The sequence below is a fragment of the Nocardia sp. NPDC055165 genome (genome assembly GCF_053606985.1).
Map to the genome: position 1 here is coordinate 198,233 of NZ_JBSGSS010000015.1, position 24,744 is coordinate 222,976.

Annotated in this window: 12 protein-coding genes (1 of these 12 running past the window's edge); 5 read left to right on the forward strand and 7 right to left on the reverse strand. The window is 68.9% G+C overall.

Annotated elements, in window-relative coordinates:
• From ACWFRF_RS27410 to ACWFRF_RS27420, 3 genes are all read left to right on the forward strand, one after another.
• A protein-coding gene (locus ACWFRF_RS27410; protein ID WP_452452942.1) for a non-ribosomal peptide synthase/polyketide synthase crosses the window boundary here: on the forward strand, positions 1-13,383 show its final stretch. Its footprint begins 30,708 nt before the window's first position; the window shows 13,383 of its 44,091 coding nt (coding positions 30,709-44,091); the start codon falls outside the window, past its left edge; it ends in the stop codon at positions 13,381-13,383.
• Positions 13,384-13,483: 100 nt separating this feature from the next.
• On the forward strand, positions 13,484-13,651 hold the full coding sequence (locus ACWFRF_RS27415; protein ID WP_452452944.1) for a hypothetical protein: 168 nt from the start codon (positions 13,484-13,486) through the stop codon (positions 13,649-13,651).
• A 41-nt stretch (positions 13,652-13,692) separates the two neighbouring features.
• Positions 13,693-14,844 carry an ATP-grasp domain-containing protein gene (locus tag ACWFRF_RS27420; RefSeq protein ID WP_378990841.1) on the forward strand — a complete coding sequence of 384 codons (1,152 nt, stop codon included), beginning with the start codon at positions 13,693-13,695 and terminating at the stop codon, positions 14,842-14,844.
• Between the two features lie 17 nt (positions 14,845-14,861).
• Here ACWFRF_RS27420 and ACWFRF_RS27425 read toward each other — a convergent pair whose 3' ends face one another.
• From ACWFRF_RS27425 to ACWFRF_RS27435, 3 genes are read right to left on the reverse strand one after another with little or no spacing between them, the layout of a single operon-like run.
• On the reverse strand, positions 14,862-15,497 hold the full coding sequence (locus ACWFRF_RS27425) for a response regulator (RefSeq protein ID WP_378990839.1): 636 nt from the start codon (positions 15,495-15,497) through the stop codon (positions 14,862-14,864).
• Entirely contained in the window at positions 15,494-16,642 is a 1,149-nt protein-coding gene (locus ACWFRF_RS27430; RefSeq protein ID WP_452452946.1) for a sensor histidine kinase, read from the reverse strand. Before ACWFRF_RS27430 ends, ACWFRF_RS27425 begins: the two co-directional genes overlap by 4 nt.
• A 5-nt stretch (positions 16,643-16,647) precedes the next feature.
• Positions 16,648-18,780, reverse strand: a complete 2,133-nt coding sequence (locus ACWFRF_RS27435) for an MMPL family transporter (protein WP_452452948.1) — start codon at positions 18,778-18,780, stop codon at positions 16,648-16,650.
• Positions 18,781-19,135: 355 nt separating this feature from the next.
• Here ACWFRF_RS27435 and ACWFRF_RS27440 point away from each other — a divergent pair, with 355 nt between their 5' ends.
• Positions 19,136-19,303 carry a hypothetical protein gene (locus ACWFRF_RS27440; protein ID WP_378990835.1) on the forward strand — a complete coding sequence of 56 codons (168 nt, stop codon included), beginning with the start codon at positions 19,136-19,138 and terminating at the stop codon, positions 19,301-19,303.
• A gap of 14 nt (positions 19,304-19,317) precedes the next feature.
• Here ACWFRF_RS27440 and ACWFRF_RS27445 read toward each other — a convergent pair whose 3' ends face one another.
• Positions 19,318-19,959 carry a TetR/AcrR family transcriptional regulator C-terminal domain-containing protein gene (locus ACWFRF_RS27445; RefSeq protein WP_452452951.1) on the reverse strand — a complete coding sequence of 214 codons (642 nt, stop codon included), beginning with the start codon at positions 19,957-19,959 and terminating at the stop codon, positions 19,318-19,320.
• A 90-nt stretch (positions 19,960-20,049) separates the two neighbouring features.
• Here ACWFRF_RS27445 and ACWFRF_RS27450 point away from each other — a divergent pair, with 90 nt between their 5' ends.
• A complete protein-coding gene (locus ACWFRF_RS27450; protein ID WP_452452953.1) occupies positions 20,050-21,045 on the forward strand; it encodes an NAD(P)-dependent alcohol dehydrogenase in 996 nt (331 codons plus the stop codon).
• Between the two features lie 6 nt (positions 21,046-21,051).
• Here ACWFRF_RS27450 and ACWFRF_RS27455 read toward each other — a convergent pair whose 3' ends face one another.
• Genes ACWFRF_RS27455 through ACWFRF_RS27465 form a run of 3 tightly spaced genes read right to left on the reverse strand, consistent with a single transcriptional unit; the run spans position 21,052 to position 24,610 of the window.
• A complete protein-coding gene (locus tag ACWFRF_RS27455) occupies positions 21,052-23,253 on the reverse strand; it encodes a 5-oxoprolinase/urea amidolyase family protein (RefSeq protein WP_452452955.1) in 2,202 nt (733 codons plus the stop codon).
• Positions 23,250-23,864 (reverse strand): urea amidolyase associated protein UAAP2, encoded by a 615-nt coding sequence (locus tag ACWFRF_RS27460; protein ID WP_379318434.1) that lies wholly within the window; start codon positions 23,862-23,864, stop codon positions 23,250-23,252. Before ACWFRF_RS27460 ends, ACWFRF_RS27455 begins: the two co-directional genes overlap by 4 nt.
• Positions 23,861-24,610 (reverse strand): DUF1989 domain-containing protein, encoded by a 750-nt coding sequence (locus ACWFRF_RS27465; RefSeq protein WP_452452957.1) that lies wholly within the window; start codon positions 24,608-24,610, stop codon positions 23,861-23,863. Before ACWFRF_RS27465 ends, ACWFRF_RS27460 begins: the two co-directional genes overlap by 4 nt.
• Positions 24,611-24,744 lie beyond the last annotated feature (134 nt).

Consider the following 24,744-nt stretch of genomic DNA (forward strand, 5'->3'; position numbering starts at 1 on the left):
GCGGGGGAGCGGCCCGCCGTCATCCCGCTCTCGCCCGCCCAGCAGCGCTACTGGTTCCTCAACCAGTTCGACACGTCCACCTCCGCGGTCGACAACATCCCCCTGGCCGTCCGCCTCACCGGTGAACTCGACGTGTCCGCGCTCGAGCAGGCCATCGGCGACGTGTTCGCCCGCCACGAAATGCTGCGCACCACCTACCCGGGCTCGCCGGACGGCCCGCACCAGGTGATCCTGCCCGTCTCGCAGAGCCGCGCCGTGGTGCACCACATCGCGGTCACCGAGGCCGAATTGCTCGGCAGTGTCATCGAATTCGCGATGACCACCTTCGACGTCACCCAGGAGGTGCCGCTCAAGGTCGCGCTGTTCGAACTGAACGCCACCGACCACGTGCTCGCGTTCACCGTGCACCACGTCTCCGCCGACGGTTCCTCGATGGGCCCGCTGGCGCGCGACATCATGGCCGCTTACGTGGCCCGCGTGCAGGGTGAGGCGCCGCAGTGGGCGCCGCTGCCCGTGCAGTACGCCGACTACGCGCTGTGGCAGCGCGAAGTCCTCGGCGACGAGACCGATTCCGAATCCCTCGCGGCCAAGCAGGTCGCCTACTGGAGCGAAGCGCTCGCCGGGCTGCCCGACCAGCTCGAACTGCCCGCCGACCGGCCGCGCCCGCCCGCGCAGTCGTTCCAGGGCCAGGCCATCCGCTTCGAGATCGACCCGGAGCGGCACGCGGCCCTGCACGAACTGGCACGGGCGAACAACGCCTCGCTGTTCATGGTCGTGCACGCCGCGCTCGCGGTGCTGCTGGCCCGCCTGTCCGGCACCGACGACATCGCCGTCGGCACCCCGATCGCCGGCCGTGGCGAGCGCGAACTCGACGACCTGATCGGCATGTTCGTCAACACCCTGGTGTTCCGCACCGCCGTCGACCCCGGCGCCTCCTTCGCCGAACTGCTCGCCGACGTGCGCAACCGCGACCTGGAAGCCTTCGCCAACGCCGACGTGCCGTTCGAGCGTCTCGTCGAGGTGCTCAACCCGGTCCGCTCCACCGCCCGCAACCCGCTGTTCCAGGTGGGCCTGTCGTTCCAGAACCTGGCCGACACCACCTTCGAACTGCCCGGCCTGACCGTCAGCGCCGTCGACTACGACTCGCAGCTGGCCAAGACCGACCTGCACGTCACCCTCTACGACCGCTACACCGACGACGGCGCACCGGCCCAGCTGGTCACCGAATTCGGTTACGCCATCGACCTGTTCGACGAGTCGACGGTCCAGAGCTTCGCCGACCGCTTCCTGCTGGTGCTCGACGCGGTCGCCGCCGACGCCACCATCCCGGTCGGCGACATCGACCTGCTCACCACGCCGGAATCCGAGCGGATCGTCAGCGCGTGGAACGACACCGCGCACGCTGTCGACACCGACGCCACCCTGGTATCGCTGCTCGATGCGACAGTGGCGGCCACTCCCGAGGCCATCGCGCTGGTCGTGGACGAGCCGGAATCCGAAGCGGTTGCCGCCGGCGCCGAATTCGGTAGTGGCACCGCTGCAGTCGGTCGGATCGTCGCAGGACGCCGCGAGCTGACCTACGCCGAGCTGGGCGCCGAGGTCAACCGTCTCGCGCGGCACCTGATCTCGCGCGGCATCGGCACCGAAGACCGGGTGGCTCTTGCCATCCGCCGTTCCGCCGAGCTGATCATCGCGATGTACGCGGTGGCCCGCACGGGCGCGGCGTATGTGCCGATCGACCCGGATCAGCCTGCCGAGCGCACCGACTACATCCTGGAGACGGCCGCACCGGCTGTCGTGCTGACGACGGCGAACGCCGAATTCAGCACGGCGGCAGCCGAAGTCGTGGTCCTCGATGTCCTCGACCTGAGCGACGTCAGCGATGCCGCGATCACCGGGCGCACCCTGGTCCCCGCGAACACCGCGTACGTCATCTTCACCTCCGGCTCGACCGGCAAGCCCAAGGGTGTGGCGGTCTCGCACGGCGCGATCGTCAACCAGTTGCTGTGGGAGACGGCCGAATTCGGCATCGGCGCCGACGACGCGGTGCTGCTCAAGACGGCCGCCACCTTCGACCTCTCGGTCTGGGAGTTCTGGACCGCCGCCGTCGCGGGTGCCCGTCTGGTGGTCGCCACCGCCGACGGCCACCGCGACCCGGCCTACCTCAACGACCTGATGCGGGGCACCGGCGTCACCACGCTGCATGTGGTGCCGTCGATGCTCGACGCGCTGCTCACCGAATCCGGTGCCGCACTGCCGCGGACGTTGCGCCGCGTCCTCGCCATCGGTGAGGCGCTGCCCGCCGCGACCGCCCAGCGTTTCCGCACGGCCAACACCGCCGCGCTGTTCAACCTGTACGGCCCGACCGAGGCCGCGGTCTCGATCACCAGCCACGCGGTGACCGACGCGGACACGGTCTCGGTGTCGATCGGCGCGCCGGAGTGGAACAGCCGTGTCTACGTGCTGGATTCACGCCTGCGTCCCGTTCCGGTCGGTGTCTCCGGTGAGTTGTACCTGGCCGGCGCCCAGCTGGCCCGCGGCTACTACGGTCGCGCCGATCTGACCGCCGACCGATTCGTCGCGGACCCGTTCGCGGTGACCGGCGAGCGCATGTACCGCACCGGTGACCTGGTGGCCTGGAATGCCAACGGCGAGTTGGACTACCGGGGCCGCACCGACTTCCAGGTGAAGATCCGCGGTTTCCGCATCGAACTCGGCGAGATCGAGGCCGCGCTGCTGCGTCAGCCCGGCATCACCTCCGCGGCGGTTCTCGCGCACACGGATCCCGTCGTAGGCGATCGCCTGGTCGCCTACGTCGTCGTCGGAACCGCCGCCGACAAGGCCGCGGCAACCAGCGCTGTGAACTCGGCGACCGATGACGCCGCGACCGAGAGCACCCCGGCTCGCTCGGCTGACCGCGCTGAGCTCGACAAGCTGGCCCTCCGTGCCGCGCTGGCCGCCGAACTGCCGTCGTACATGGTTCCGACCGTGTTCCTGCAGCTCGACGCGCTGCCGCTGAACGCCAACGGCAAGCTCGACCGCAAGGCTCTCCCGGAGCCCGAGGTCGAGAAGGCGGTGTTCCGCGCGCCGGTGAGCCCGAGCGAACAGCTCGTCGCGGCCACCTTCGCCGAGGTCCTTCGCCTCGACGTCCAGCCGCGACCGGCGGGCCCGGAGGCGGTAGCGAAGCGTGACCACGCAGGGTCCTCGGGAGCGGCTGCATCCGGCTCAGCCAAGCGGTTCGGCCTCGACGACGACTTCTTCGCCTGGGGCGGTAACTCGCTGCTGGCGACGCAGGTCGCCGCCCGCCTCGGCGCGGCACTCGATACCCGCATTCCCGTGCGCCTGCTGTTCGAGGCGTCGACGGTGGCCGCGCTGGCCCAGCGGGTCGAGCAGCACGCCGAGACCGGCGATCGCAAGGCGCTGACCGCGGGTCCGCGCCCCGAGCACATCCCGCTCTCGCTCGCGCAGCAGCGGATGTGGTTCCTCAACCGGTTCGACACCCAGTCGGCCGCGTACAACGTGCCCGTCGCGGTCCGCCTCACCGGCGACCTCGACGTGAACGCGCTGCGTGCGGCGGTCACCGACCTGGTGACCCGCCACGAGATCCTGCGCACGATCTACCCACAGACCGAAGCCGGTGCGGCACAGGTGATCCTGTCGCCCGCCCAGGCCGCGCCGGAACTGATCGAACGCACCGTGGCCGCCGACCAGGTGGAATCGGCTGTGGCGGAACTGATGTCGACGATGTTCGACGTCACCGTCGAGGTCCCGCTCAAGGTGGCGCTGTTCCGCGTCGAGGACACCGACGACTTCGTGCTCGCCCTGGTCGTGCACCACATCTCCGGCGACGGTTCCTCGGTCGCCCCACTGACCCGCGACCTGATGACCGCCTACGCGGCCCGCTCCATGGGCTCCGAGCCCGGCTGGGCACCGCTGGCAGTGCAGTACGCGGACTACAGCATCTGGCAGCGCGACCTCCTCGGCAGCGAGGACGACGCCGACTCGATGGCGTCCAAGCAGGTCGCGCACTGGAAGCAGGCCCTCGCGGACCTCCCCGATCAGCTCGACCTGCCCGCCGACCGTCCGCGCCCCGCGGTGCAGACCTTCGCCGGCAGCAAGGTCGACGTCCAGATCGACGCCGACACCCACCGCGCGCTGGTCGAGCTGGCTCGTGCCGAGGGCGCGACGCTGTTCATGGTCGTGCACACCGCCCTCGCGGTGCTGCTCGCCCGCCTGTCCGGCACCGACGACATCGCCATCGGTACCCCGATGGCCGGCCGTGGCGAAGCCGCGCTCGACGACATGATCGGCATGTTCGTCAACACCCTGGTGTTCCGCACCAAGGTCGACGGCGGCGAGGCGTTCACCGAACTGCTCGCCCGCCAGCGTGAAGACGACATCGCGGCGTTCGCCAACGCCGACGTGCCGTTCGAGCGCCTGGTCGAGGTGCTCAACCCGGTGCGCTCCACCGCGCGTCATCCGCTGTTCCAGGTGGGTCTGTCGTTCCAGAACCTCAGCCGCGCCACCCTGGAACTGCCGGGCCTGACGGTCTCGGGCCTCGACATCGCCACCGAGCTGTCGCAGTTCGATCTGCACCTGATCGCCACCGACCGCTACGGCGATGCCGGTGAGCCCGAAGGCATCTCGGGTCTGTTCACCTACGCCACCGACCTGTTCGACCACGCCACGGTCGAAGGTTTCGTGGAGCGTTTCGTCCGCCTGCTCGGCGCGATCGTCGCCACCCCGCGTACCGCGGTCGGCGATATCGAGCTGCTGGCCACGGCCGAACGCACCCAGATCCTCGACGCCCGCAACGCCACCACCTACTCGGTCGACACCGAGGCCACCCTGGTCTCGCTGCTCGACGCGTCGGTGGCCGCCGATCCGAAGTCGACCGCGCTGGTCACCGACGACGGTGCCCAGCTCACCTACGCCGAACTCGACGCGAAGGTGAACCGCCTCGCACGGCACCTGATCTCGCTCGGTGTGGGCCCGGAGTCCCGTGTCGCGCTGGCGATGCGCCGCTCGGTGGACCTGGTTGTCGCGATGTACGCGGTGGCCAAGTCCGGTGGCGCGTACGTGCCGGTCGACCCCGATCAGGCGGCCGAGCGCACCGGCTACATCCTCGAGACGGCGGCACCGGTCTGCGTGCTGACCAACGCCGAGTTCGCCACTGATGTCGCACCGGTCGTGCGGATCGACGAGCTCGACCTGGAATCGATCGGCACCGCACCGATTTCCGATGCCGAGCGCACCGAGCCGTTGCGTCCGGAGAACACCGCGTACGTGATCTTCACGTCCGGTTCCACCGGCCGCCCGAAGGGTGTCGCCGTTCCGCACGGCGCCATCGCCAACCAGCTGCAGTGGAAGCTGATCGAGTTCGGCATGGACGCCGCCGACGCGGTGCTGCTCAAGACCGCCGCCACCTTCGACCTCTCGGTCTGGGAGTTCTGGTCGGCCGCGGTCTGCGGTGGCCGCCTGGTGATCGCCTCGGCCGACGGCCATCGCGACCCGGCTTACCTCAACGAGCTGATGTCGCGCGAATGGGTCACCACCCTGCACGTGGTGCCGTCGATGCTCGACGCGCTCATCACCGCGGGAATGCCCGATTCGCTGTGGCGGGTCCTGGCCATCGGTGAGGCGCTGCCGGGTTCGCTGGCCCAGCGCTTCCGCGCCGAGTTCAGCCGTACCGAGCTGTTCAACCTGTACGGCCCGACCGAGGCCGCCGTCTCGATCACCTCGCACCGGGTGAACGCCGCCGACCAGGTGTCGGTCTCCATCGGTTCGCCCGAGTGGAACAGTCAGGTCTACGTGCTCGACGAGCGTCTGCGCCCGGTGCCCGACGGGGTCGCCGGTGAGCTGTACCTGGCGGGCGCGCAGTTGGCTCGCGGCTACTACGGTCGCCCCGACCTGACCGCCGATCGCTTCGTGGCCAACCCGTTCACGCCGGGCACTCGCATGTACCGCACCGGTGACCTGGTGGCCTGGCACAACCGCGAACTCGACTACCGCGGCCGCACCGACTTCCAGGTGAAGATCCGCGGCTTCCGGATCGAGCTCGGCGAGATCGAGGCCGCGCTGCTCGCGCTGCCCGAGATCGCCCAGACCGCGGTGATCGCCAAGTCCGATCCGCGCACCGGTGACCGTCTGGTCGCCTACCTGGTCGGCTCGGATATCGAGGTGGCACAGGTCAAGTCGACGCTGGCCGCCGGTCTGCCGTCGTACATGGTGCCCGCCGCGTTCGTGGTGCTGGACGCGCTGCCGCTGAATGTCAACGGCAAGCTCGACCGCAAGGCGCTGCCGGAGCCGGAGTTCGAGGCGCAGACCTTCCGCGCGCCGTCGACCCCGATCGAGGAGATCGTGGCCGGCGTGTTCGCCGATGTTCTCGGCGCCGAACGCGTCGGTGCCGACGACGACTTCTTCGCCCTCGGCGGCAACTCGCTGCTGGCCACCCAGGTCGCGGCCCGCCTCGGCGCCGCCCTGGACAGCCGGGTGCCCGTGCGCCTGCTGTTCGAGGCGTCGACGGTGGCCGGGCTCGCGGTGAAGGTCGAGCAGGGTGCGGGTGCCGGTGGGCGTCGCGCGCTGGTCGCCGGTCCGCGGCCGGATCAGGTGCCGCTCTCGCTCGCGCAGCAGCGCATGTGGTTCCTGAACCAGTTCGACACTGCCTCTTCGGTGAACAACATCCCCGTCGCCGTCCGCCTGTCGGGCGCGCTGGACGTGGCGGCGCTGCAACTGGCCGTCGCCGATGTGCTCGCACGGCACGAGACTCTGCGCACGGTGTACCCGTCGACCGACGGCACACCGCACCAGGTGATCCTGCCGGTCGAAGGCAACGTCCCGGATCTGACGCCGGAAACCGTTGCCCCCGAACAGGTTCGCGACAAGATCGCCGAGCTGATCACCACCGGTTTCGATGTGATCGACGAAGTTCCGTTGCGTGCGAAGCTCATGCAGGTCGCCGACGAGGAATTCGTCCTCGTCTTCGTTGCCCACCACATCAGCGCCGACGGTTGGTCCATGGGCCCGCTGACCCGCGACGTGATGATCGCCTACGCCGCCCGTGCCACGGGTGAAGCACCGGGCTGGGCGCCGATGCCGGTGCAGTACGCCGACTTCAGCGTCTGGCAGCGCGAGGTGCTCGGCGCCGAGACCGACGAGACCAGCCTCATCGCCCAGCAGGCCGGCTACTGGAAGCGCGCGCTCGCCGGTGTTCCCGACGAGCTGAACCTGCCCCTGGATCGCCCGCGTCCGAGCACGCAGTCCTTCGCCGGTGGCCGGGTGCTGTTCCCGATCGGCGGCGACATCCACGCCGGGCTGTCCGCCATCGCTCGCGAGCAGAACGCGACGCTGTTCATGGTCGTGCACACCGCGCTGGCGGTATTCCTGGCACGCATGTCGGGCACCGAGGACATCGTCATCGGCACCCCGATCGCCGGCCGCGGCGAAGCCGAACTCGACGACGTGATCGGCATGTTCGTCAACACCCTCGCCCTGCGCACCCAGGTCGGCGGACAGCTCACCTTCGCGGAGCTGCTGACCCAGGCCAAGGAAGCCGACCTGGCCGCCTTCGCCCACGCCGACATCCCGTTCGAACGCCTGGTGGAACTGCTCAACCCCGAGCGCTCCACCGCGCGGCACCCGCTGTTCCAGGTGGCGCTGTCGTTCGAGAACCTGCCCGACGCCGGCTTCGAGCTGCCCGGCCTGTCGGTCTCGGCCGTCGACTTCGACGTCGACACCGCCAAGTTCGACCTGCTGCTCACCGTGCGGGAAGCCGCAGCTGGTGATGACGCGGGCGCCTACGCCGAGTTCTCCTACGCCAGTGCGCTGTTCGACCAGTCGACCGTGGAGAAGTTCGCGCAGCGCTTCCAGCGACTGCTCGCCGAGGTCGTCGCCGACACCACCACCCCGGTCGGTGACCTCGAACTCCTCGACAGCGCGGAGCGCACCGAACTGCTCACCCGCACAGGCGGTCCCGCCGCCGCGGTGAGCACCCTGCCGGAGCTGCTGGCCCAGGCCGTGGCGACCAACCCGACCGGTCAGGCCATCGTGGCGCCGGGCGAGTCGGCCTCGCTGACCTACGCCGAGCTCGACGCGGCGTCTTCGCGCCTGGCGCGGGTGCTCATCGAGCGCGGTGCGGCACCGGAGACCGTCGTCGCCATCGCCATGCAGCGTTCGCTCGACACGACCCTGGCCATCTGGGCCGTCAGCAAGACCGGCGCGGCGTTCCTCCCGGTCGACCCGAAGTACCCGGCCGAGCGCATCGCGCACATGATGTCGGACTCCGGTGCGGCACTGGGCATCACGGTGTCCGCCGAGGCCGACCACCTGCCGACGCCCGTGCTGGGCGACTGGCTGACCCTCGACGACGCGGCCACCGAGGCCGAGGTCGCCGCACAGTCCGACGCCCCGATCACCGAGGCCGATCGCCGTGGTGAAGTCCGCCCCGGCAACACGGCTTACATGATCTACACCTCGGGTTCGACGGGTCTGCCCAAGGGCGTCGTCGTCACCCATGCCGGTGTGCCCAACTTCGCCGCCGCCCAGGTCGCGCAGTTCGGTCTCGACAAGAACGCGCGGACCCTGGCGTTCGCGTCACCGTCGTTCGACGCGTCGATCCTCGAGTTCCTCCTGGCCGTTGGCTCGGCGGGCACCCTCGTGATCACACCGGTCGGTGTGGTCGGCGGCGAGGAGCTGGCCGACATCATCGCCGGCGAGCAGCTGACCCATGTGTTCCTCACCCCGCTGGTCGCGGCGTCGATGGAACCCGCGGCACTGGCCGGGCTCGAAGCGCTGATCGTCGGTGGCGACAAGGCCCCCGTCGACCTGGTCGCGAACTGGCACAGCGCGGGTACCGACCCGGCGCTGCACCGGTTCTACAACGCCTACGGTCCCACCGAGGCGACCATCGCCACCAACCTGTCCGATCCGCTGCTGCCGGCCGACACCATGAACATCGGTGGCCCGATCGCGGGCGCGACCGTGTACGTGCTCGACAGCCGCCTGCGCCCGGTCCCCGAGGGCGTGGCCGGTGAGCTGTACCTCGGCGGTGTCCCGCTGGCGCGCGGCTACCACGCGCGCCACGGCCTCACCGCCGAACGTTTCGTGGCCAGCCCGTACGTAGCGGGCGAGCGCCTCTACCGCACCGGTGACGTCGTCGCCTGGCGCACGGTGCACGGCAAGCCGGTCGTGGAATACGTGGGCCGCAACGACTTCCAGGTGAAGATCCGCGGTTTCCGCATCGAACTGGGCGAGATCGACGCGGTCCTCACCGCGCACGACAACGTCGAGTTCGCCGCCACCATCGGCCGCAAGACCGATGCGGGCGCCACCATCCTGGTGTCCTACGTCCGCGGCAACGTGGATCCGGCCGCCCTGGTCGAGTACGCGGCGCAGCACCTGCCCGCGCACATGGTGCCCGCCGCCGTGATGGTCCTCGACGAGATCCCGCTGACCCCCGCGGGCAAGCTCGACCGGCGCGCACTGCCGGAGCCGGTCCTCGCTCCGCGCGAGTTCCGCTCGCCGACCAGCGAAATCGAGGCGATCATCGCCACCGTTTTCGCCGAAGTGCTCGGTGTGGACGCCGTGGGCCTGGACGATTCGTTCTTCGCCCTCGGCGGCGACTCGATCCTGTCCATCCAGCTGGTCTCACGGGCCAAGGATCGCGGCGTGCTCTTCAAGCCGCGTGATGTGTTCGACAAGCGCAGCGTGGCAGGGCTTGCCGAGATCGCCGTGCTCGCGGGCGACGCCGAACAGATCGTGCTCGAGGAACTGCCGGGCGGCGGTGTCGGCGATATCCCGATGCTGCCGATCATGCGCCAGATTCTGGCGAGCGGTTCCACCTACGACCGGTTCTCCCAGTCGATGGTGCTGCGTCTGCCCGACAACATCACCGCCGATGTCCTGCACGCCACGATCGGCGCGGTCTTCGACCACCACGATGTGCTGCGCTCGCGAGTGGCGAAGGACGCCGCGAACGGGTGGATCTTCGAGGCTCTGGCACCGGGCGAGGTCGACGTGACCACGCTCGTGCGCCGGGTCGAGGTCGCCGGTGACATCGCCGACGATCAGCTGTCCAAGCTGGCCAGCGTCGAATACGACGAGGCCATGGGCCGTCTCGACCCCGCGAGCGCCGCCATGGTGCAGTTCGTCTGGTTCGCCTTCGGTGAGCCCGCCGAAGGTCCGCGCCGGCGCGACGCCCTGCTCATCGTCGGCCACCACTTCGTGATCGACGGCGTCTCCTGGCGCATCCTGATCCCGGATCTCGGCATGGCCTGGGGACAGATCGCGGCGGGCCAGCAGGTGACGCTGCCGGTCAACGGCACCTCGATGCGTCGCTGGGCGCACAGCCTGGTCGAGCAGTCGACCGATCGTCGCGCGGAACTGCCGTTCTGGCGCGAGGTGTCGGCCACCGTCGATCCGCAGCTCGGCGCGCGGGCCTTCGACCCGCAGGTCGACACCTTCGCCACCGTCGACCGGGTACAGGTCACCCTCTCGCCCGAGGTCACCGACGCGGTCCTCACCGCGATCCCGGGCCTCTACCACGGCGGCGTCAACGACGGTCTGCTCACCGCACTCGCGCTGGCCGTATCCCGTTGGCGTGGAGACGAATCCGGCACCGCGGCCCTGATCAAGCTGGAAGGCCACGGCCGCCAGGAAGAGATCGTGGCCGGTGCGGATCTGTCGCGCACCGTCGGCTGGTTCACCACCGCGTTCCCGGTCCGGCTGGACCTGGGCGGTGCCGACCTCGACGACGCGTTCGCCGGTGGCGCCGCGCTCGGTGACGTCATCAAGTCGGTCAAGGAACAGATGCTCGCGGTGCCGGACAAGGGCATCGGCTTCGGCATGCTGAAGTACCTCGACGGTGCCGACCTGCCGAGCGTGGGCCAGATCAGCTTCAACTACCTCGGTCGCGCGACCGCCGGTGAGATCCCGGCCGAACTCGCCGAACTCGGCTGGGTGCCGGTGGCGGATCTGGGCCAACTCGACGCCGAGATGGACCTCGACATGCCCGCCAACGCGACCCTGGATATCAACGCCATCGTCAACGACGGCGACGAGGGACCGCAGCTCGGCGCGAACATCGCCTTCCCGAAGGGTCTGCTCACCGCCGACCAGGCACAGGAGTTCGCTGATCTGTTCGTGGCCGCGCTCACCGCGCTCGCCACGCACGCCCAGCGGGTCGACGCGGGTGGCTTCACCCCGTCCGACATGTCCCTGGTCCGGGTCGGCCAGTCCGACCTCGAGCTGTGGGAGCGCCACTACCCGGCGCTGTCGGAGGTGTGGCCGCTCTCGCCGCTGCAGGCGGGCCTGATGTTCCACGCCATGCTCAGCTCGGCGACCGTCGACGTCTACACCGTGCAGGCCGTCCTCGACCTCACCGGCACCCTCGACACCGAGCGCCTGCGCGGCGCCGCCCAGGCCGTGCTCGACCGGTACCCGAACCTGCGGACCGCGTTCGTCACCGATTCGGCCGGTCAGCCGGTGCAGGTGGTGCTCTCCGAGCTCGAGGTCCCGTGGCGTGAGGTCGACCTCACCGACCTGCCCGAAGACGAGCGGATGCCGCGCATGCGCCAACTGCTGCAAGCCGACCAGGCGAACCAGTTCGACATGGCCACCGCGCCGCTGATCCGCTTCGGTCTCTACAAGATCGACGAGGAGCACTCGCACCTGGCGATCACCGTGCACCACATCCTGGTCGACGGCTGGTCCATGCCGCTGCTCATGCGCGACCTGCTCGTGCTCTACGCGGTGCACGGTGACCTCACCGCGCTCCCGCGCGTGGCGTCCTACCGCAACTTCCTGTCCTGGCTCTCGGGCTGGGATCGCGAAGTGTCGCTGCAGGTGTGGGCCGACGCGCTGGCCGGGGTCGAAGGCCCCACCCAGCTCGCGCCCGCGCCGCGCACCGAGGAACGCTACGAGCTCGGCAAGGTCATCGTCGAGATCGACAACGACCGCACCAGGGCGCTCGGCAAGTTCGCCGGCGAGCTCGGGGTCACCGTGAACACGATGCTGCAGACCGCGTGGGGCATCGTCGTCGGTCGCCTCACCGGGCGCGACGACGTGGTGTTCGGCGCGACCGTCTCGGGTCGCCCGGCGGAACTGCCCGGCGTCGAGTCGATGGTCGGCCTGTTCATCAACACCCTGCCCGTGCGCATCCAGATCGACGACCGGATGACCGCGGAGAAGCTGACCCAGCGAGTGCAGTCCGAGCAAGCCGAGCTGCTCAGCCACCACTTCGTCGGTCTGTCCGACATCCAGCGGGTGGCGGGCATGGGCTCGCAGTTCGACACGCTGGTGGTGTTCGAGTCCTACCCGATGGACAAGGACGCCGTCACCGCGGCGAGCTCGATCGACGGCATGCAGGTCACCGGTGTCGGCCTCGACGACGCGACCCACTACCCGCTCACCCTGGTGGTGATGGCCGAGTCGACCATCGAGATCACGATGAAGTACCTGACCAGTACCTTCACCGCCGACGAGGTCCGCACGCTGTCGCAGCGCCTGCTGCGGGTGCTCGACGAGCTGCTCGACAACCCGTCCGGTCTGGTCGGCGACATCGACATCCTCGATGCGAGCGAACGCGCTCAGCTGCTCGCCGATTCCGGTGTGACAGCCGCTGTTTCGGCTCCGGTTGTTTCCGGTGTCGGCGCGCAGACGGTGGCCAAGATCCTCGCCGAGGTCGTCGAAGCCGATCCGCAGGCTCCGGCGTTGCTGCGCGGTGACAGCGAAATCGCCTACAGCGCACTGGATCGCAAGTCCTCCCAGCTGGCCCGGGTGCTCATCGCGCGCGGTGCGGGTCCCGGCGACGTGGTCGCGATCTCGCTGCCGCGCAGCGTGGATTCGGTCCTGGCCGCCTGGGCGGTCCAGAAGGCGGGTGCCGCGGTGCTGTTCGCGGGCGAGCTCTCCGGCGTCGAGATCGCCGCCGCTGGAGCTCTTTTCGGGATCAGCGCGTCGCCGGTCGCCGGGGTGGCGGGTCAGTGGCTGATCCTGGGCGACGTCGAGGACGAGATCGCCGCGGCCGCGGCCCATCCCGTCTCCTACGCCGACCGCGTCCGTCCCCTGGCCGAGGACCACCCGGCCTTCGTGCTGGTCTCGGGCGAGAACACCACGGCCCTCGCCCAGTCCGACGCGGTGGCCCTCGCCGAGCGCCTGCGCGATGAACACGCCATCGACTACGAAGGCACCACCTACACCACCCACGCCTCCGGCCCCGCCGCGGTCCAGGAATTCCTGGCCTCGTCCACCGCGGGCGCCCTGTCGGTCCTGCCCGACGCCTCGGTCGAAGACGACCTGGCCGAGGGCGAGGTCACCCACTGGTTCGTCGTGGCAGGCGATCCGACCGATGCGGCCGAGGGTGAAGTGACGGTGATCGTCGCCGAATAGTCCGCCGCTACTCGCCTACCGAAGCGCTCGGTAGGCGAGTAGTTGTGGCGCAGGTGCCCTCGTCGGCCCTATCCTGGGTGCAGGAACAAGGGGAGGGCCTATGACCGATCAGCACGACGACCAGACCGATCCACGAGCGCAGTGGCGACAGCTTCCGCCCGCTCCCGCGGAGTGGATCGAGGAAACCCCGGCCAACACCCAAGCCACCGATCTCGGACTCCCGGCGATCGACCTCACCGAGGAATTCGTCCGCAAGTACGGCATGTGATGTAGTTCCCCCCGATGTGACGTGGGGTCCTTCTTTCCGAAATGTGCTCGAAGCAGAACCGGGATAAGGTCCGGGTTCGCTTCGGGAAAAGGAAGGGAGCGGTTGCCATAACGCTTCGGATTTGGCTGAGCAGTGCGGGTGCGGCCAGCGTTCAGGTCATGCGGTTGCTACGGGAGAACCCTGATGGGGTCGAGGTCACTGTTTTCGCCAGCAATGTGGATCCGAGTGCGGCAGCTCTCTCGGCGTGTGATGTGTCGGCGATCGAACCTCGGTATGTCAGCAACGAGGAGTATGCGCAGTTCGCGCTCGATTTCTGTCGGACACATCGCATCGACGTGCTCATTCCGCCGCGACGGCTCGACGCACTGGCGGGCCGCGCGGCGGACTTCGCCGCGGTCGGTACCAGTCTGATGTGTTCGCCGCTGTCCGCGGTGACGGCGCTGACCAGCAAGGTTCTCACCTACGAGATAGCCGGTGCCGCGGGGATTCCCGTACCGCCGTGGCGCGAGGCGGCCGACGTCGATGAGTTCTACGCGGCTGTCGACGAGCTTTCGCTCACCGGGGAGACGCTGTGTATCAAGCCCAGCGGTGAGTACTCGGCGTTCGGCTTCCGCATCCTCGACGACCGCCCGCTGACCATGGCGAACCTGCGGGTCGCGCCCCGGCCGGTGGCCTCGGTCGAGGCGGTCGCGGGGGCGATGCGGCGGGCGGCGGAAGAGGGCGAAGCGGTGCCGCCGCTGCTCGTGATGCCGTTCCTCGAAGGACCGGAGATCAGCATCGACTGCCTCTCCGCGTCGGGAGGCGAACTGCTGATGGGTATTCCGCGGGCCAAGCAGGGACGTTTCCGCATCCTGCTCGACGATCCCGCGCTGGTCGACATCGCGCGCCGGCTCGTACGGCATTTCGAACTGGCCTATCTGACGAATGTTCAATTGCGTTATCGCGGTGGCGAACCGGTGCTGCTCGAGGCGAATCCACGCCCCTCGGCGGGCCTGTTCCACACGTCGTTCGCTGACGTGAACCTGCCATGGGCCGCGGTTCGGCTCCTGCTGCAAGGGGATTCGGGATTGCGCCGACTGCCGCGGCTCGGCGCCTGCCTCGCCGTGGCGGAAGCGGTGATGGAGGTCGCGCCGCAATCGGACGGCCAGTTCCCCGGTGCCGTGCGCAGGAGCGCGGACCTGGTACCCGGTTGATCGGCTGCCGGAGTCGGTCACTCGCCGGTGGTGAACAGGCCCCGCTTCATCGCGACGATGACCGCGTGGGTGCGGTCGTTGACGTCGAGTTTGGCGAAGACGCGCAGGAGATGGGTTTTGACGGTGGCTTCGGCGATGACGAGGCGCCGGCCGATCTCGGGGTTGGACAGGCCGTCGGCGACCGCGCGCAGGACGTCGATTTCTCGCGGTGTCAGGGTGACCGGCTCGGGGCGGCGGATGCGGGCGACCAGGCGTTCGGCGACCCGGGGCGCCAGGACGGTCTGGCCGCGGGCGGCGGCGTGGATGGCGTCGACGAGTTGATCGCGGGTGGTGTCCTTGAGGAGGTAGCCGATGGCGCCCGCTTCGATGGCGCGTTCGATCTCGGCATCGGTGTCGTAGGTGGTGAGGATCAGGACGCGGGTTCCGGTGCGGCGCACGATGTCGCGGGTCGCGGCGACGCCGTCCAGAACCGGCATTCGTAGATCGAGCAGCGCAACATCGGGGCACAGCCGTTCGGCGAGATCGATGGCTTCCGCGCCGTCGGCCGCCTCGCCGACGATCCGGATGGACGGTTCGGCCTGCAACAGCGCGACGAGACCCGCCCGCATCACGAGGTGATCGTCGGCGAGGATCAGGCGCAGGGGCTCGGTCACGTCGGTCCGGTCGCGGGGAGAAGGGCGAAGATCCTGGTGCCCTCGCCGGGCGAGCTGGTGACGGCGAATTCGCCACCGAGTTCGGCCAGCCGGTTACGCATCCCGTTCAGGCCGAATCCACGAGCCTCGTGCGGTGCGAAACCGATTCCGTCATCGGTGATCTCGAGTTCCGGTCCGGCATCGGTGTGGGAGAGAACCACGCTCACAGTGCTCGCCTTCGCGTGCTTGCTCACGTTGGCCAGTGACTCCTGCGTGCAGCGCAGCAGGCCGATTCTGGTGGGTTGGTCGCAGACGATGTCCGCCAGTTCGGCGTGCACGGTCAGCCCGGTGTCTTCGACGAAGCTATCGAGGACCCGGCGCAGCGTCTGGGCGATCCCGGTGCTGTCCGCGCGACTTCCGCCGACCAGCACCCTTGCCTCGGTGAGATTCTCGCGGGCGGTGCGCTCGATCGACAACAGCTGTTTGGCGGTGGCCGCCGGATCGGTGCCGATGCCGTCGCGGGCCGCCTCGGCCAGCACGACGATGGAGGCGAAGCCCTGGGCGAGCGTGTCGTGGATTTCGCGGGCGATCCGTTCGCGTTCCTCGGCCGCGCCCTGCCGCTGGTGGGCGGCGGCCAGATCCGATTGGGTGCGTTCCAGCTCGGCGCCGAGGGCGCGAGTACGTTCCGCGCCCTGCCTGATCACCTGGTCCATCCACAGCCCGAGCAGGACGCCGCCCGCGTATCCGAGCAGGGTGAAGGTGGCATTGCCGGGGGAGAAGATCGGTCCGGTGAGATTCCCGATGAGGGTGGCTACCGCCGCCGCGCTGAGGTAACCGACCGCGCGGCGCGGTGTCGGAGTGTAGATCCAGAACAGCGGAATGGAGACGATGAAGAAGGCCGCACCGCCCTCGAGCAAGATCGCTGTCATGCCGAGGACGGCGACCAGCAGGCACAGAAAGCCGGTGGTGCCGACGACGCGGTGACGCGGAAAGGTCGTCAGCGCCAGATAACTCGCGGCCAGCGCCGTGATCAGGATCCACGTCGAGTACTTCGTCACATCGGTGCGATCGTGCACGGCGATCACGGGCGGGCCGAGGCCGAACAGCACCCAGCATCCGGCGTACCACCGGCGCAGAATCCGCATCCGGGTCGGCCTCTCCTCCATTTCGCTCAGCCTACTTTCACCGGCTCGGCGGTGCGGGCGGGGCGGGCGGGCCACCAGGTGCGATCACCCAGCAGCAGCAACATCGCGGGCAGGATCACGATCCGGATCACGAACGCGTCGAGCAGGACCGCCGCCGCGAGGGCGAAGCCCATCTGCTTCATCTCCATGATGTGCAGCGGAACGAAGCTCGCGAACACTGTGACCATGACGAACGCGGCGCTGGTCACCGCGCTCGCCGAACCGCCGACGCCGTCGAGTACGGCCCGGCGGGTCGGCACCCCGGCGCGTGCGAGCTCGCTGATGCGGCTGAGCACGAAAATCTGGTAGTCCATCGACAGTCCGAACAGGATCACCAACAGCAGCAGGGGGACTCGGGAGCCGATCGAGCCGGTCGAATGGAAGTCGAGCAGGCCCTCGGCCCAGGTGTTCTGGAAGACCGCGGTCAACAGGCCCAGCGATGCGCCCGCCGAGAGCAGATTCAGCACGACACCGATCGATCCGAGGACCACGGAGCGGAACGTCACGACGGTGAGGACGAACGTCACCAGCAGCAACGTCGCGATGATCAGGGGCAGCTTCTGTTCCTGGTGGCGCGGGTAGTCGGCATAGCGAGCGACATCACCGGTCACCGCGGAGTCCACGCCGGAGAGGGTGCCGACGGTTGCCGGTAGGTAGTCCGTGCGCAGGCGTTCGAGGGACTGTTGGGCCGCATCGTCGCTGACGTGGTGCTGGACGGGCAGTTCCAGCAGGCTGACCCGGCCGTCGGGGGAGGTGCGCAGTTCGGCTTCGCCCGCGAGGGCGGGATCGGACTCGGCTCGTCGGGCCAGTGCGCGCAGCGCGTCGGTGACCTCGTCGGCTCGCTGCGGCTCGGCCGCCACCACGACCTGGTGCATCGACTTCAGCTGGGGGAACGCGGTAGTGAGCCGATCGAACGTTTGCATGGCGGGGATGGAGCGGGGGTGGGTCTCGCGGCCCATGTCGGTGAGGTCGAGGCCGAGCAGTGGCACGGTGAGCGTGAGCATGGCCAGCACCGCGACGGTCAGTGCGGCTACCGGGCGTGCGGCGGTCAGTCGCAGCAGGGAACCGGTGAGTCGGCCGGTGCTCTCTCGCTCCGGTGCCGAGGGCTTGCGGGCCGCGCGCCGCTCGGCTCGATCGGTCAGCACTGTCAGCAGGGCGGGCAGTGCGGTGAGCGAGCTGGCCACCGCGACCAGGGTGACCAGAATCGCGGCGGTCGCGATCGAGGAGAAGACCACGTCGTCGGCGAGATACATCGTCGCGCTGGAGACCGCGACGGCGATACCGGAAACCACCACCGCGCGCCCGGAGGTCGCCGCGGCCAGTTCCACCAGCGCCCGTGAACTGAGCGCGCCGCCCGCGCGGGCCCGCTCCTCGCGCGCCCGCTTCAGATAGAACAGGGTGTAGTCGACGCCGACCGCCATCCCGATCAGCAGGATGATGTTCGTGCCGACACCGTTGTCGGGGAACAGGTGTGAGGCGGGCAGCGACAGCCCGATTGCCGCGACGATCGACGATATCGCCAGCAACAACGGCACCAGAGCCATTGCCGCCGAACGGAACACAACGAGCAGGGTGAGCAGGGTGATCGGCAGCGCGATCATCTCGGTTCTCGCCAGATCGCGCCCGCGCAAGACTTCGACGCCGCTGCTGATGGAGGGACCGCCGGTCTGCTCGACCTGTAGGTCCGGGTATGCCCGCTGTACCTGATCGGTTTGCGCACGCAGCGCGGCCACGTGCTTCTTGGCATCGAGTTCGGCGCCCGCCATGGTCACGTCGACGCGCAGCACCGTCCCATCCGGTGAATACACCGCAGCATCAACGGATCTGACCTCGGGCAGTGTCAGCATTCGGTCGGTGACGTCCTGAGCGGCGTTGTGCGCGGCAGCTCCGCCGCCGGTGATCAGCACCCGTTCCATCGGCGCCTGCTGCAATCCGCCCGAGGTCGCGATCGCCTCACCGCGGCCCGCCTCGCCGATCCAGAAGTCCTCGGTGGCTGCGGGTTTCCCGCCGATGCCGACACCGATTCCGACGCACAACGCCACGAAGACGAACCAGCCCACAATGGCCCGCCACGGATGGCGCGCGCTGGCAACGGCGATCAATACCAAGCGATTTCGCATGTCGTCGATGCTGCTCGGGTGGCCGGTGCCGTAGACAGCATCGACCGGTCGAACTTCGTGTCCACCGATCGGTGGACAACCTCTTGGCCACATTCCGGAACGGTGTATTCGGTGGGGCGGAGGTCACGGGTCGGTAACATTCGTTTTCGCGGTATCACGCCGGGAAAACCGCCGGCTTCCGCGGCAGGGGACGTTTCGCGGGCGACCGTCGAAGCCCGGAAGTGACAGTTCCGCGATGCCACTGCGTCTGACGTAATGCTTTCTTGCCTGGAGTTTGCCCTCGTCACAGCGAAGACTGAGGGAGCGCGCAGCTAGGAACCAACCAACCGAGTTCACCCGAGAGAAAGGACTCCCCATGTCCGCGAAGATCAGCAAGGCGGCCGCCGCTGCCGCCATCGTTCTGGCTCTTGGCGCTGTCGCCGCTCCCGCGGCCTCGGCTGCCGTGCCCGCGCCTCCCACAGCATCGGAAGTCGGATCGGTGGCATTGTGCTTCCCGTTGGGCAGCGTGGAGATCTGTATCTGATCACCACGCCGTTGTCAGCGGGGGAGCAGACCGGCCAACCCCTCGAGAATTAGCTCGAGGCCGAAGGTGAAATCAGCCGCGCCGGAGTGGGTTCCGGCGATGACGCGCGCGGCCAGCGCGTGCATGTGGGGATGGGTTTCGGCGGGAATGAGCGGAAGGAATTGTTGTGCCGCCGAAGCGTATTCGGAGGGGTCGAGAGGGAAGTTGATGGCCTGGACGGTGAAGCCGTAGATGTGGCTGTCCAGGGCATTCCAGGCTCGGTCGGCCTGTTCGTAGGTGAAGCCCGCGGTGATCAGGCAGCCGAGGGTGGCGTCGACGTAGCGCAGCATGGCGGGGCCGACGTTGATGCGGGAGCCGAGCAGGCCGGTGGCCCAGCGGTGGCTCAGCAGGACCTCGTGGGCAGAGGCGGCGCGGCGGCGGAGTTCGGCCTGCCAGTCGCCGCCCGCACGGGGGACGTAGATCTCCGCGACCACCAGGTCGATGATGCCGTCGTAGAGGTCGTCCTTGTTGGCGACGTGGTTGTACAGCGACATCGCCTCCACGCCGACGGTCTTGGCGAGGTTGCGCATCGACAGGGCGGCCAGGCCCTGCTGGTCGGCGAGGTCGATGGCGGCGCGTAGGACGCGTTCCCTGGTGAGTGGGGTGCGCGTCGGCATGGGTGTCCTCTCCTTGACCTACTTACGGCGTAAGCGTACCGTTTCGTCTCAGAGACTTACGCTGTAAGTGCGAGATGAGGGACAGTTCTCATGACCGATGTCGATACCGCCTCGATGACCGCCTGGATCGCGCCCCGATACGGCGGGGGCGAGGTGTTGCGGACCGAGATCGTGCCGAGGCCGACGCCGGGGGACCGGGAAGTGGTGGTCCGGGTGCGGGCGGCGTCGCTGTGCAGCGGGGACCTGCATCTGCTCACCGGGACGCCTTACCTGCTGCGGCTCGGGTTCGGGTTGCGCAGGCCCAAGCGTCGGATGATCGGGCAGAACTCGGCGGGCGAGGTCGTCGCGGTGGGTGCCTCGGTCGCTGACTTCCGGGTGGGTGATCAGGTTTTCGGTGCGGTCCCCAGTGGCGGGTTCGCCCAGTACGTGTGCGCGGACGCGGGTTCGTTCGCCGCTGTCCCCGCTGGGTTGAGCCTGGAAGACGCCGCGGCGATACCGGATTCGGGAATGACGGCCCTGCAGGGGCTGCGCGACATCGGCAAGGTCGGGCCGGGACAGCGGGTGCTCGTGAACGGTGCGTCCGGTGGGGTGGGCAGTTTCGCGGTGCAGATCGCGAAGGTGCTCGGCGCGCACGTGACGGCGGTGTGTAGCACCCGGCATGTCGACATGGTGCGCGATATCGGTGCCGATGTCGTAATCGATTACACCACAGACGATTTCACTCTGACAGACGTGCCTTACGATGTGATCTTCGACCTCGCGGGCAACCGTGAACTGCGCGAAATCCGTCGCGTGCTGACCGTGGACGGTGTGTTCATCTCCTCCGCCGCCGCGCCGGGCAACAATTGGTTCGGCCCGATCCGATGGCTCGGTCAGGTGGCACTCACCGACCTGTTCGCGCGACAGACCCTGAAGGCACTGCTCATGCGACCCGCCACCGCCGACCTGCGATACCTGGCCGAATTGGCCGTCTCCGGAAAGTTGCGGCCGGTGATCGGGCGGCGGTTCCCCTTGTCCGACACGGCCCTTGCCATGGCTGCGTTCGAGCAAGGGCACGCGTCGGGGAAAACTGTTCTCATTGCCTGACGTCGCTCAGTCGGTGAGTTCTCCCGCGGTGCGCCAGGATTGGCGTTCCTCGGCGAAGGCTCCCGCCTGCAGGGTGCGGAAGTCGGTGATGGAGTCGGCGTTGTCCGCCAGGAACGTGCGATAGTCGGCCAGGCGGAAGTCGCCGTTCTCGGTGGTGATGTCCACCTTGCCCGCCGCGAAATCCGCGCGAAGGTCGAGTAGCTCGTCCGCCTCGACCGGGTGCCAGCGGATGCGGTCGAAATAACGCAGAAGCCAAGGGGTTTCGGGGTCGGTGGAAAAGCGGTCGACGCCGGGGCCCGCAGTGCCGCTCGGGCGTGCCCGGTGGTTCCAGACCTGGGTGGTGCGCCCCACGAATTGGTAGCCGCCCGGGCCTTCCATGCCGTAGATGCACAGGTAGGCGCCGCCGATGCCGACCGCGTTCTCCGGGGTCCAGGTGCGGGCCGGGTTGTATTTGGTGGTGACGAGGCGGTGGCGGGGGTCGGTCGGGGTGGCCACGGGGGCGCCGAGGTAGACATCGCCCAAGCCGAGGACCAGGTATTCGGCATCGAAGACCGTCTTGTAGACATCCTCGACGGAAGGCAGGCCGTTCATGCGTCGGATGAACTCGATGTTCCACGGGCACCAGGGGGCGTCGGCGCGCACGCCGTGCATGTAGCGGGTGATCGCTTCCCTGGTGGAGGGGTCGTCCCAGGACAGCGGGAGATGGACCGTGCGACTCGGGACGACCAGCTGATCGGAATTCGGCAGCTGCGCCTCGGCTTCGGCGAGGAGGTCGAGCAGACGGGGGATCGGCAGGACAGCGGGGTCGACCCTGATCTGGAGTGAGCGAATCCCCGGGGTGAGCTCGATGACGCCACGCAACCCGATCGCGATGAGGTGCTGGTGCAGGGCGTGGACGCGGGCCCGAAGTCCGAGATCCAGGGTGAGCGTGCCGTATTCGACGAGCACGCCGTCGTCGCCTTGGCGGCGGTAGGTCACGCCGGTCTCGTCGTCGACTTCGGTGCGGCGCAGGATGCCGTCGTCGCCGTCGCGACCTGCCGAAAGGACGGTGCCGAAGCAAGCGCGTCGACGAGCGCCGAGTTCCGCCGCGGGGGCGGCGTGTTCGGAACGGATGGGGACGAAGCGGACCTTGTCGCCCGGCGTGAGTTGGCCGAGTTTCCAGCGATCGGCGGCGACGACGGTGACCGGGCAGACGAATCCGCCCAGGCTGGGGCCGTCCGGGCCGAGCAGGATCGGAGTATCGCCGGTGAAGTCGAGGGCGCCGACGGTGTACGCGTTGTCGTGGATGTTCGACGGATGCAAACCCGCTTCGCCGCCGTCGGTGCGGGCCCACTCGGGCTTCGGGCCGATGAGGCGGACGCCGGTGCGATCGGAGTTGAAGTGGACTTCGTAGTCGGTTCCGATGATGGTGTCGAAGTCGTCGCGGGTGAAGAACTCCGGTGCGCCGTGGGGGCCCTCGGTAACGGCGAGTTCCCAACGATGCGCGAAGGCGGGCTGGTCGGCCATCGGGACGGCGGGGGCGCGGCGGGTCGACGGTGCGCCCAGCGTGAGCGAATCGTCGGCGCGCAACGCGGCACCCGTTCCGCCACCGAACTTGCCGAGTGTGAATGTCGCTGCACTGCCGAGGAACTCGTCGACATCGATACCGCCCGCGATCAGGATGTAGGTGCGCATGCCGGGGCCCCGGATCGCGCCGACATCGAGCACGCCGCCCGCCGGGACCTCGACGGTCCGCCACTGCTCGACCGGGACGCCGTCCACCCGGACATCGGCGACCGCGCCGGTCACACACACCCACGTCGGCTCGGCGAACCGCAACGCCGGTCCGCCCAGCGTGCACTCCAGCCCGGCCGCGCCCTCGAGGTTGCCGAGCACACGATTGCCCAGGCGGAACGACAGGTCATCCATCGGCCCCGACGGCGGAACTCCGATGTGCCAGTATCCGATTCGTCCCGGCCAGTCCTGCACGGTGGTCTGCATTCCGGGACGGACGACATCAAGGCGCCGCCGACTGGGCGCCGGCGCCGCCGGGGTGTCCGAAGTCGGCTCGGTCGCACTGGTGCCTGTCGGGTCGACCGTGCTCGCGGCGCGCGACTCGGCCGGGCCGACCGCCTGCTTCGTGGTCGAGTCGATGACACCACTGGGCGCGGGGGCCTTCGTCGGGGCCAGGTCGGCAGCGGGATCGATGCGGGTGTCGGTGAGGCTCATCGGGTCACCACCATGCGGACCGGGGTGGGGTCGAAACCGTTGCAGGGGTTGTTGATCTGGGGGCAGTTGGAAACCAGGACCAGAGTGTCGATCTCGGCCCGGAGGGTGAGCTTCTTGCCGGGGGCGGACAGGCCGTCGACGATGCCGAGCGTGCCGTCGGGTTCGACGGGGACGTTCATGAACCAGTTGATGTTGGAGACCAGGTCGCGTTTGCCCAGGCCCCATTCGAGAGCGGCGGTCAGGAAGTTCTCCACGCACGCGTGCTGGTGGCGGGTGTGGTGGCCGTAGCGCAGCGTGTTGGATTCCTGGGAGCAGGCGCCGGCGATGGTGTCGTGATTGCCGACCTCGTCGGCGACCACCGTCATCAGCGGGGTGCCGCCTTCGGTCCGCAGGACGCTGCCGGTGGTGAGGAAGATGTTGCGCTGGGCGGCGATGGTGGCCTGGGCGCTGTAGCGGTCGGTGCGATCGGCGGCGGAGTAGAGCAGGCAGTCGACGGCCTGATTGCCGTGCAGGTCGATGATGTCGAGGTGGTCGCCCGCGCGGACGACGGCCGACCACGGCGCCCGGGCGGGGACGGTCTCGTCGAGGACGACGGTGCGGGTGGCGGTCATGCCGGAACCTCCGTGTTCAGTGCGGCCGTCCAGGCGGCTTCGGTGTTCTCCACGGCCCGGCGGTATTCGGGGTCGTCGTTGCGGGTGTCCAGATCCGCGGGGGAGGGCCAGGCGAGAAGGTCGAGGTCGCCGGTGGGGCGGTCGTCGAGGGGGTGCGGGGCGTTGGCGACCAGGAGGGTCAGGGGGAGGTGGACGATGAGGTCGAGGGTGGCGCCTGCCGGGCCGTTGCCGGTGGGCTCGATCGCGCCGTCCACCGCGACCACGGCTCCGCGGAACACGGCGATCGAGGGGCCGATATCGCGCGGCTCCAGACCTTGTTTGGCACCTGCCAGGTGGAGTTGGTGGCGGCCCTCGGTGGTGGGGCCACAGAGGGTGTCGTGGTGGCCGTCGGAGTCGGCGAGGACGGTGGCCAGGACCCGGCCTTGGTCGGAGAGCAGTGGATGGCCTGCGCTGAGGTAGGCCTGCCACGGGACTTTCACGGTGTCGGCGACATTCAGCCGCTCCCAGGGGGATTCGGTCCGTAGTAGGAACAGGTGGGCGCAGGTGGTGCCGGTGGGGTCGCTGAGGCGCACTCGGGTGCCTCGGCCGAGCGCGATGTTCGCGTAGCCGCCTGGGGGGATGCGTTGTGCGGCAACGATTTTTGTGGGATCTATGTCAGGGGGTGTCTGGGGGTTGGTGATGGTCGCTGCTGCGGCTTGGGCGCGTGCGTGGGCGCGGGCGCCGGTGGTGGAGTGGGTGTTTGTCATCGTTGACCTCCTGGGATGACCTGGGTTCGGTAGTCCCAGGACGGTTTGACGCTGTGTTTGTTGGCGCGCTGGCGCGCGCGTGTCCGCGGCCCTGAGGGGCCGCCGGTCAGGCACCGGGGCTTGCTCCTTCGTCG

Bases quoted from the DNA above. Each gene is read 5' to 3' on its own strand.
- ACWFRF_RS27415 (WP_452452944.1), top strand. From the start codon at position 13,484: ATGACCGATCAGCACGACGACCAGACCGATCCACGAGCGCAGTGGCGA.
- ACWFRF_RS27420 (WP_378990841.1), top strand. From the start codon at position 13,693: ATGTGCTCGAAGCAGAACCGGGATAAGGTCCGGGTTCGCTTCGGGAAA.
- ACWFRF_RS27430 (WP_452452946.1), bottom strand. From the start codon at position 16,642: ATGGAGGAGAGGCCGACCCGGATGCGGATTCTGCGCCGGTGGTACGCC.
- ACWFRF_RS27435 (WP_452452948.1), bottom strand. From the start codon at position 18,780: ATGCGAAATCGCTTGGTATTGATCGCCGTTGCCAGCGCGCGCCATCCG.
- ACWFRF_RS27440 (WP_378990835.1), top strand. From the start codon at position 19,136: ATGTCCGCGAAGATCAGCAAGGCGGCCGCCGCTGCCGCCATCGTTCTG.
- ACWFRF_RS27445 (WP_452452951.1), bottom strand. From the start codon at position 19,959: ATGCCGACGCGCACCCCACTCACCAGGGAACGCGTCCTACGCGCCGCC.
- ACWFRF_RS27450 (WP_452452953.1), top strand. From the start codon at position 20,050: ATGACCGATGTCGATACCGCCTCGATGACCGCCTGGATCGCGCCCCGA.
- ACWFRF_RS27455 (WP_452452955.1), bottom strand. From the start codon at position 23,253: ATGAGCCTCACCGACACCCGCATCGATCCCGCTGCCGACCTGGCCCCG.
- ACWFRF_RS27460 (WP_379318434.1), bottom strand. From the start codon at position 23,864: ATGACCGCCACCCGCACCGTCGTCCTCGACGAGACCGTCCCCGCCCGG.
- ACWFRF_RS27465 (WP_452452957.1), bottom strand. From the start codon at position 24,610: ATGACAAACACCCACTCCACCACCGGCGCCCGCGCCCACGCACGCGCC.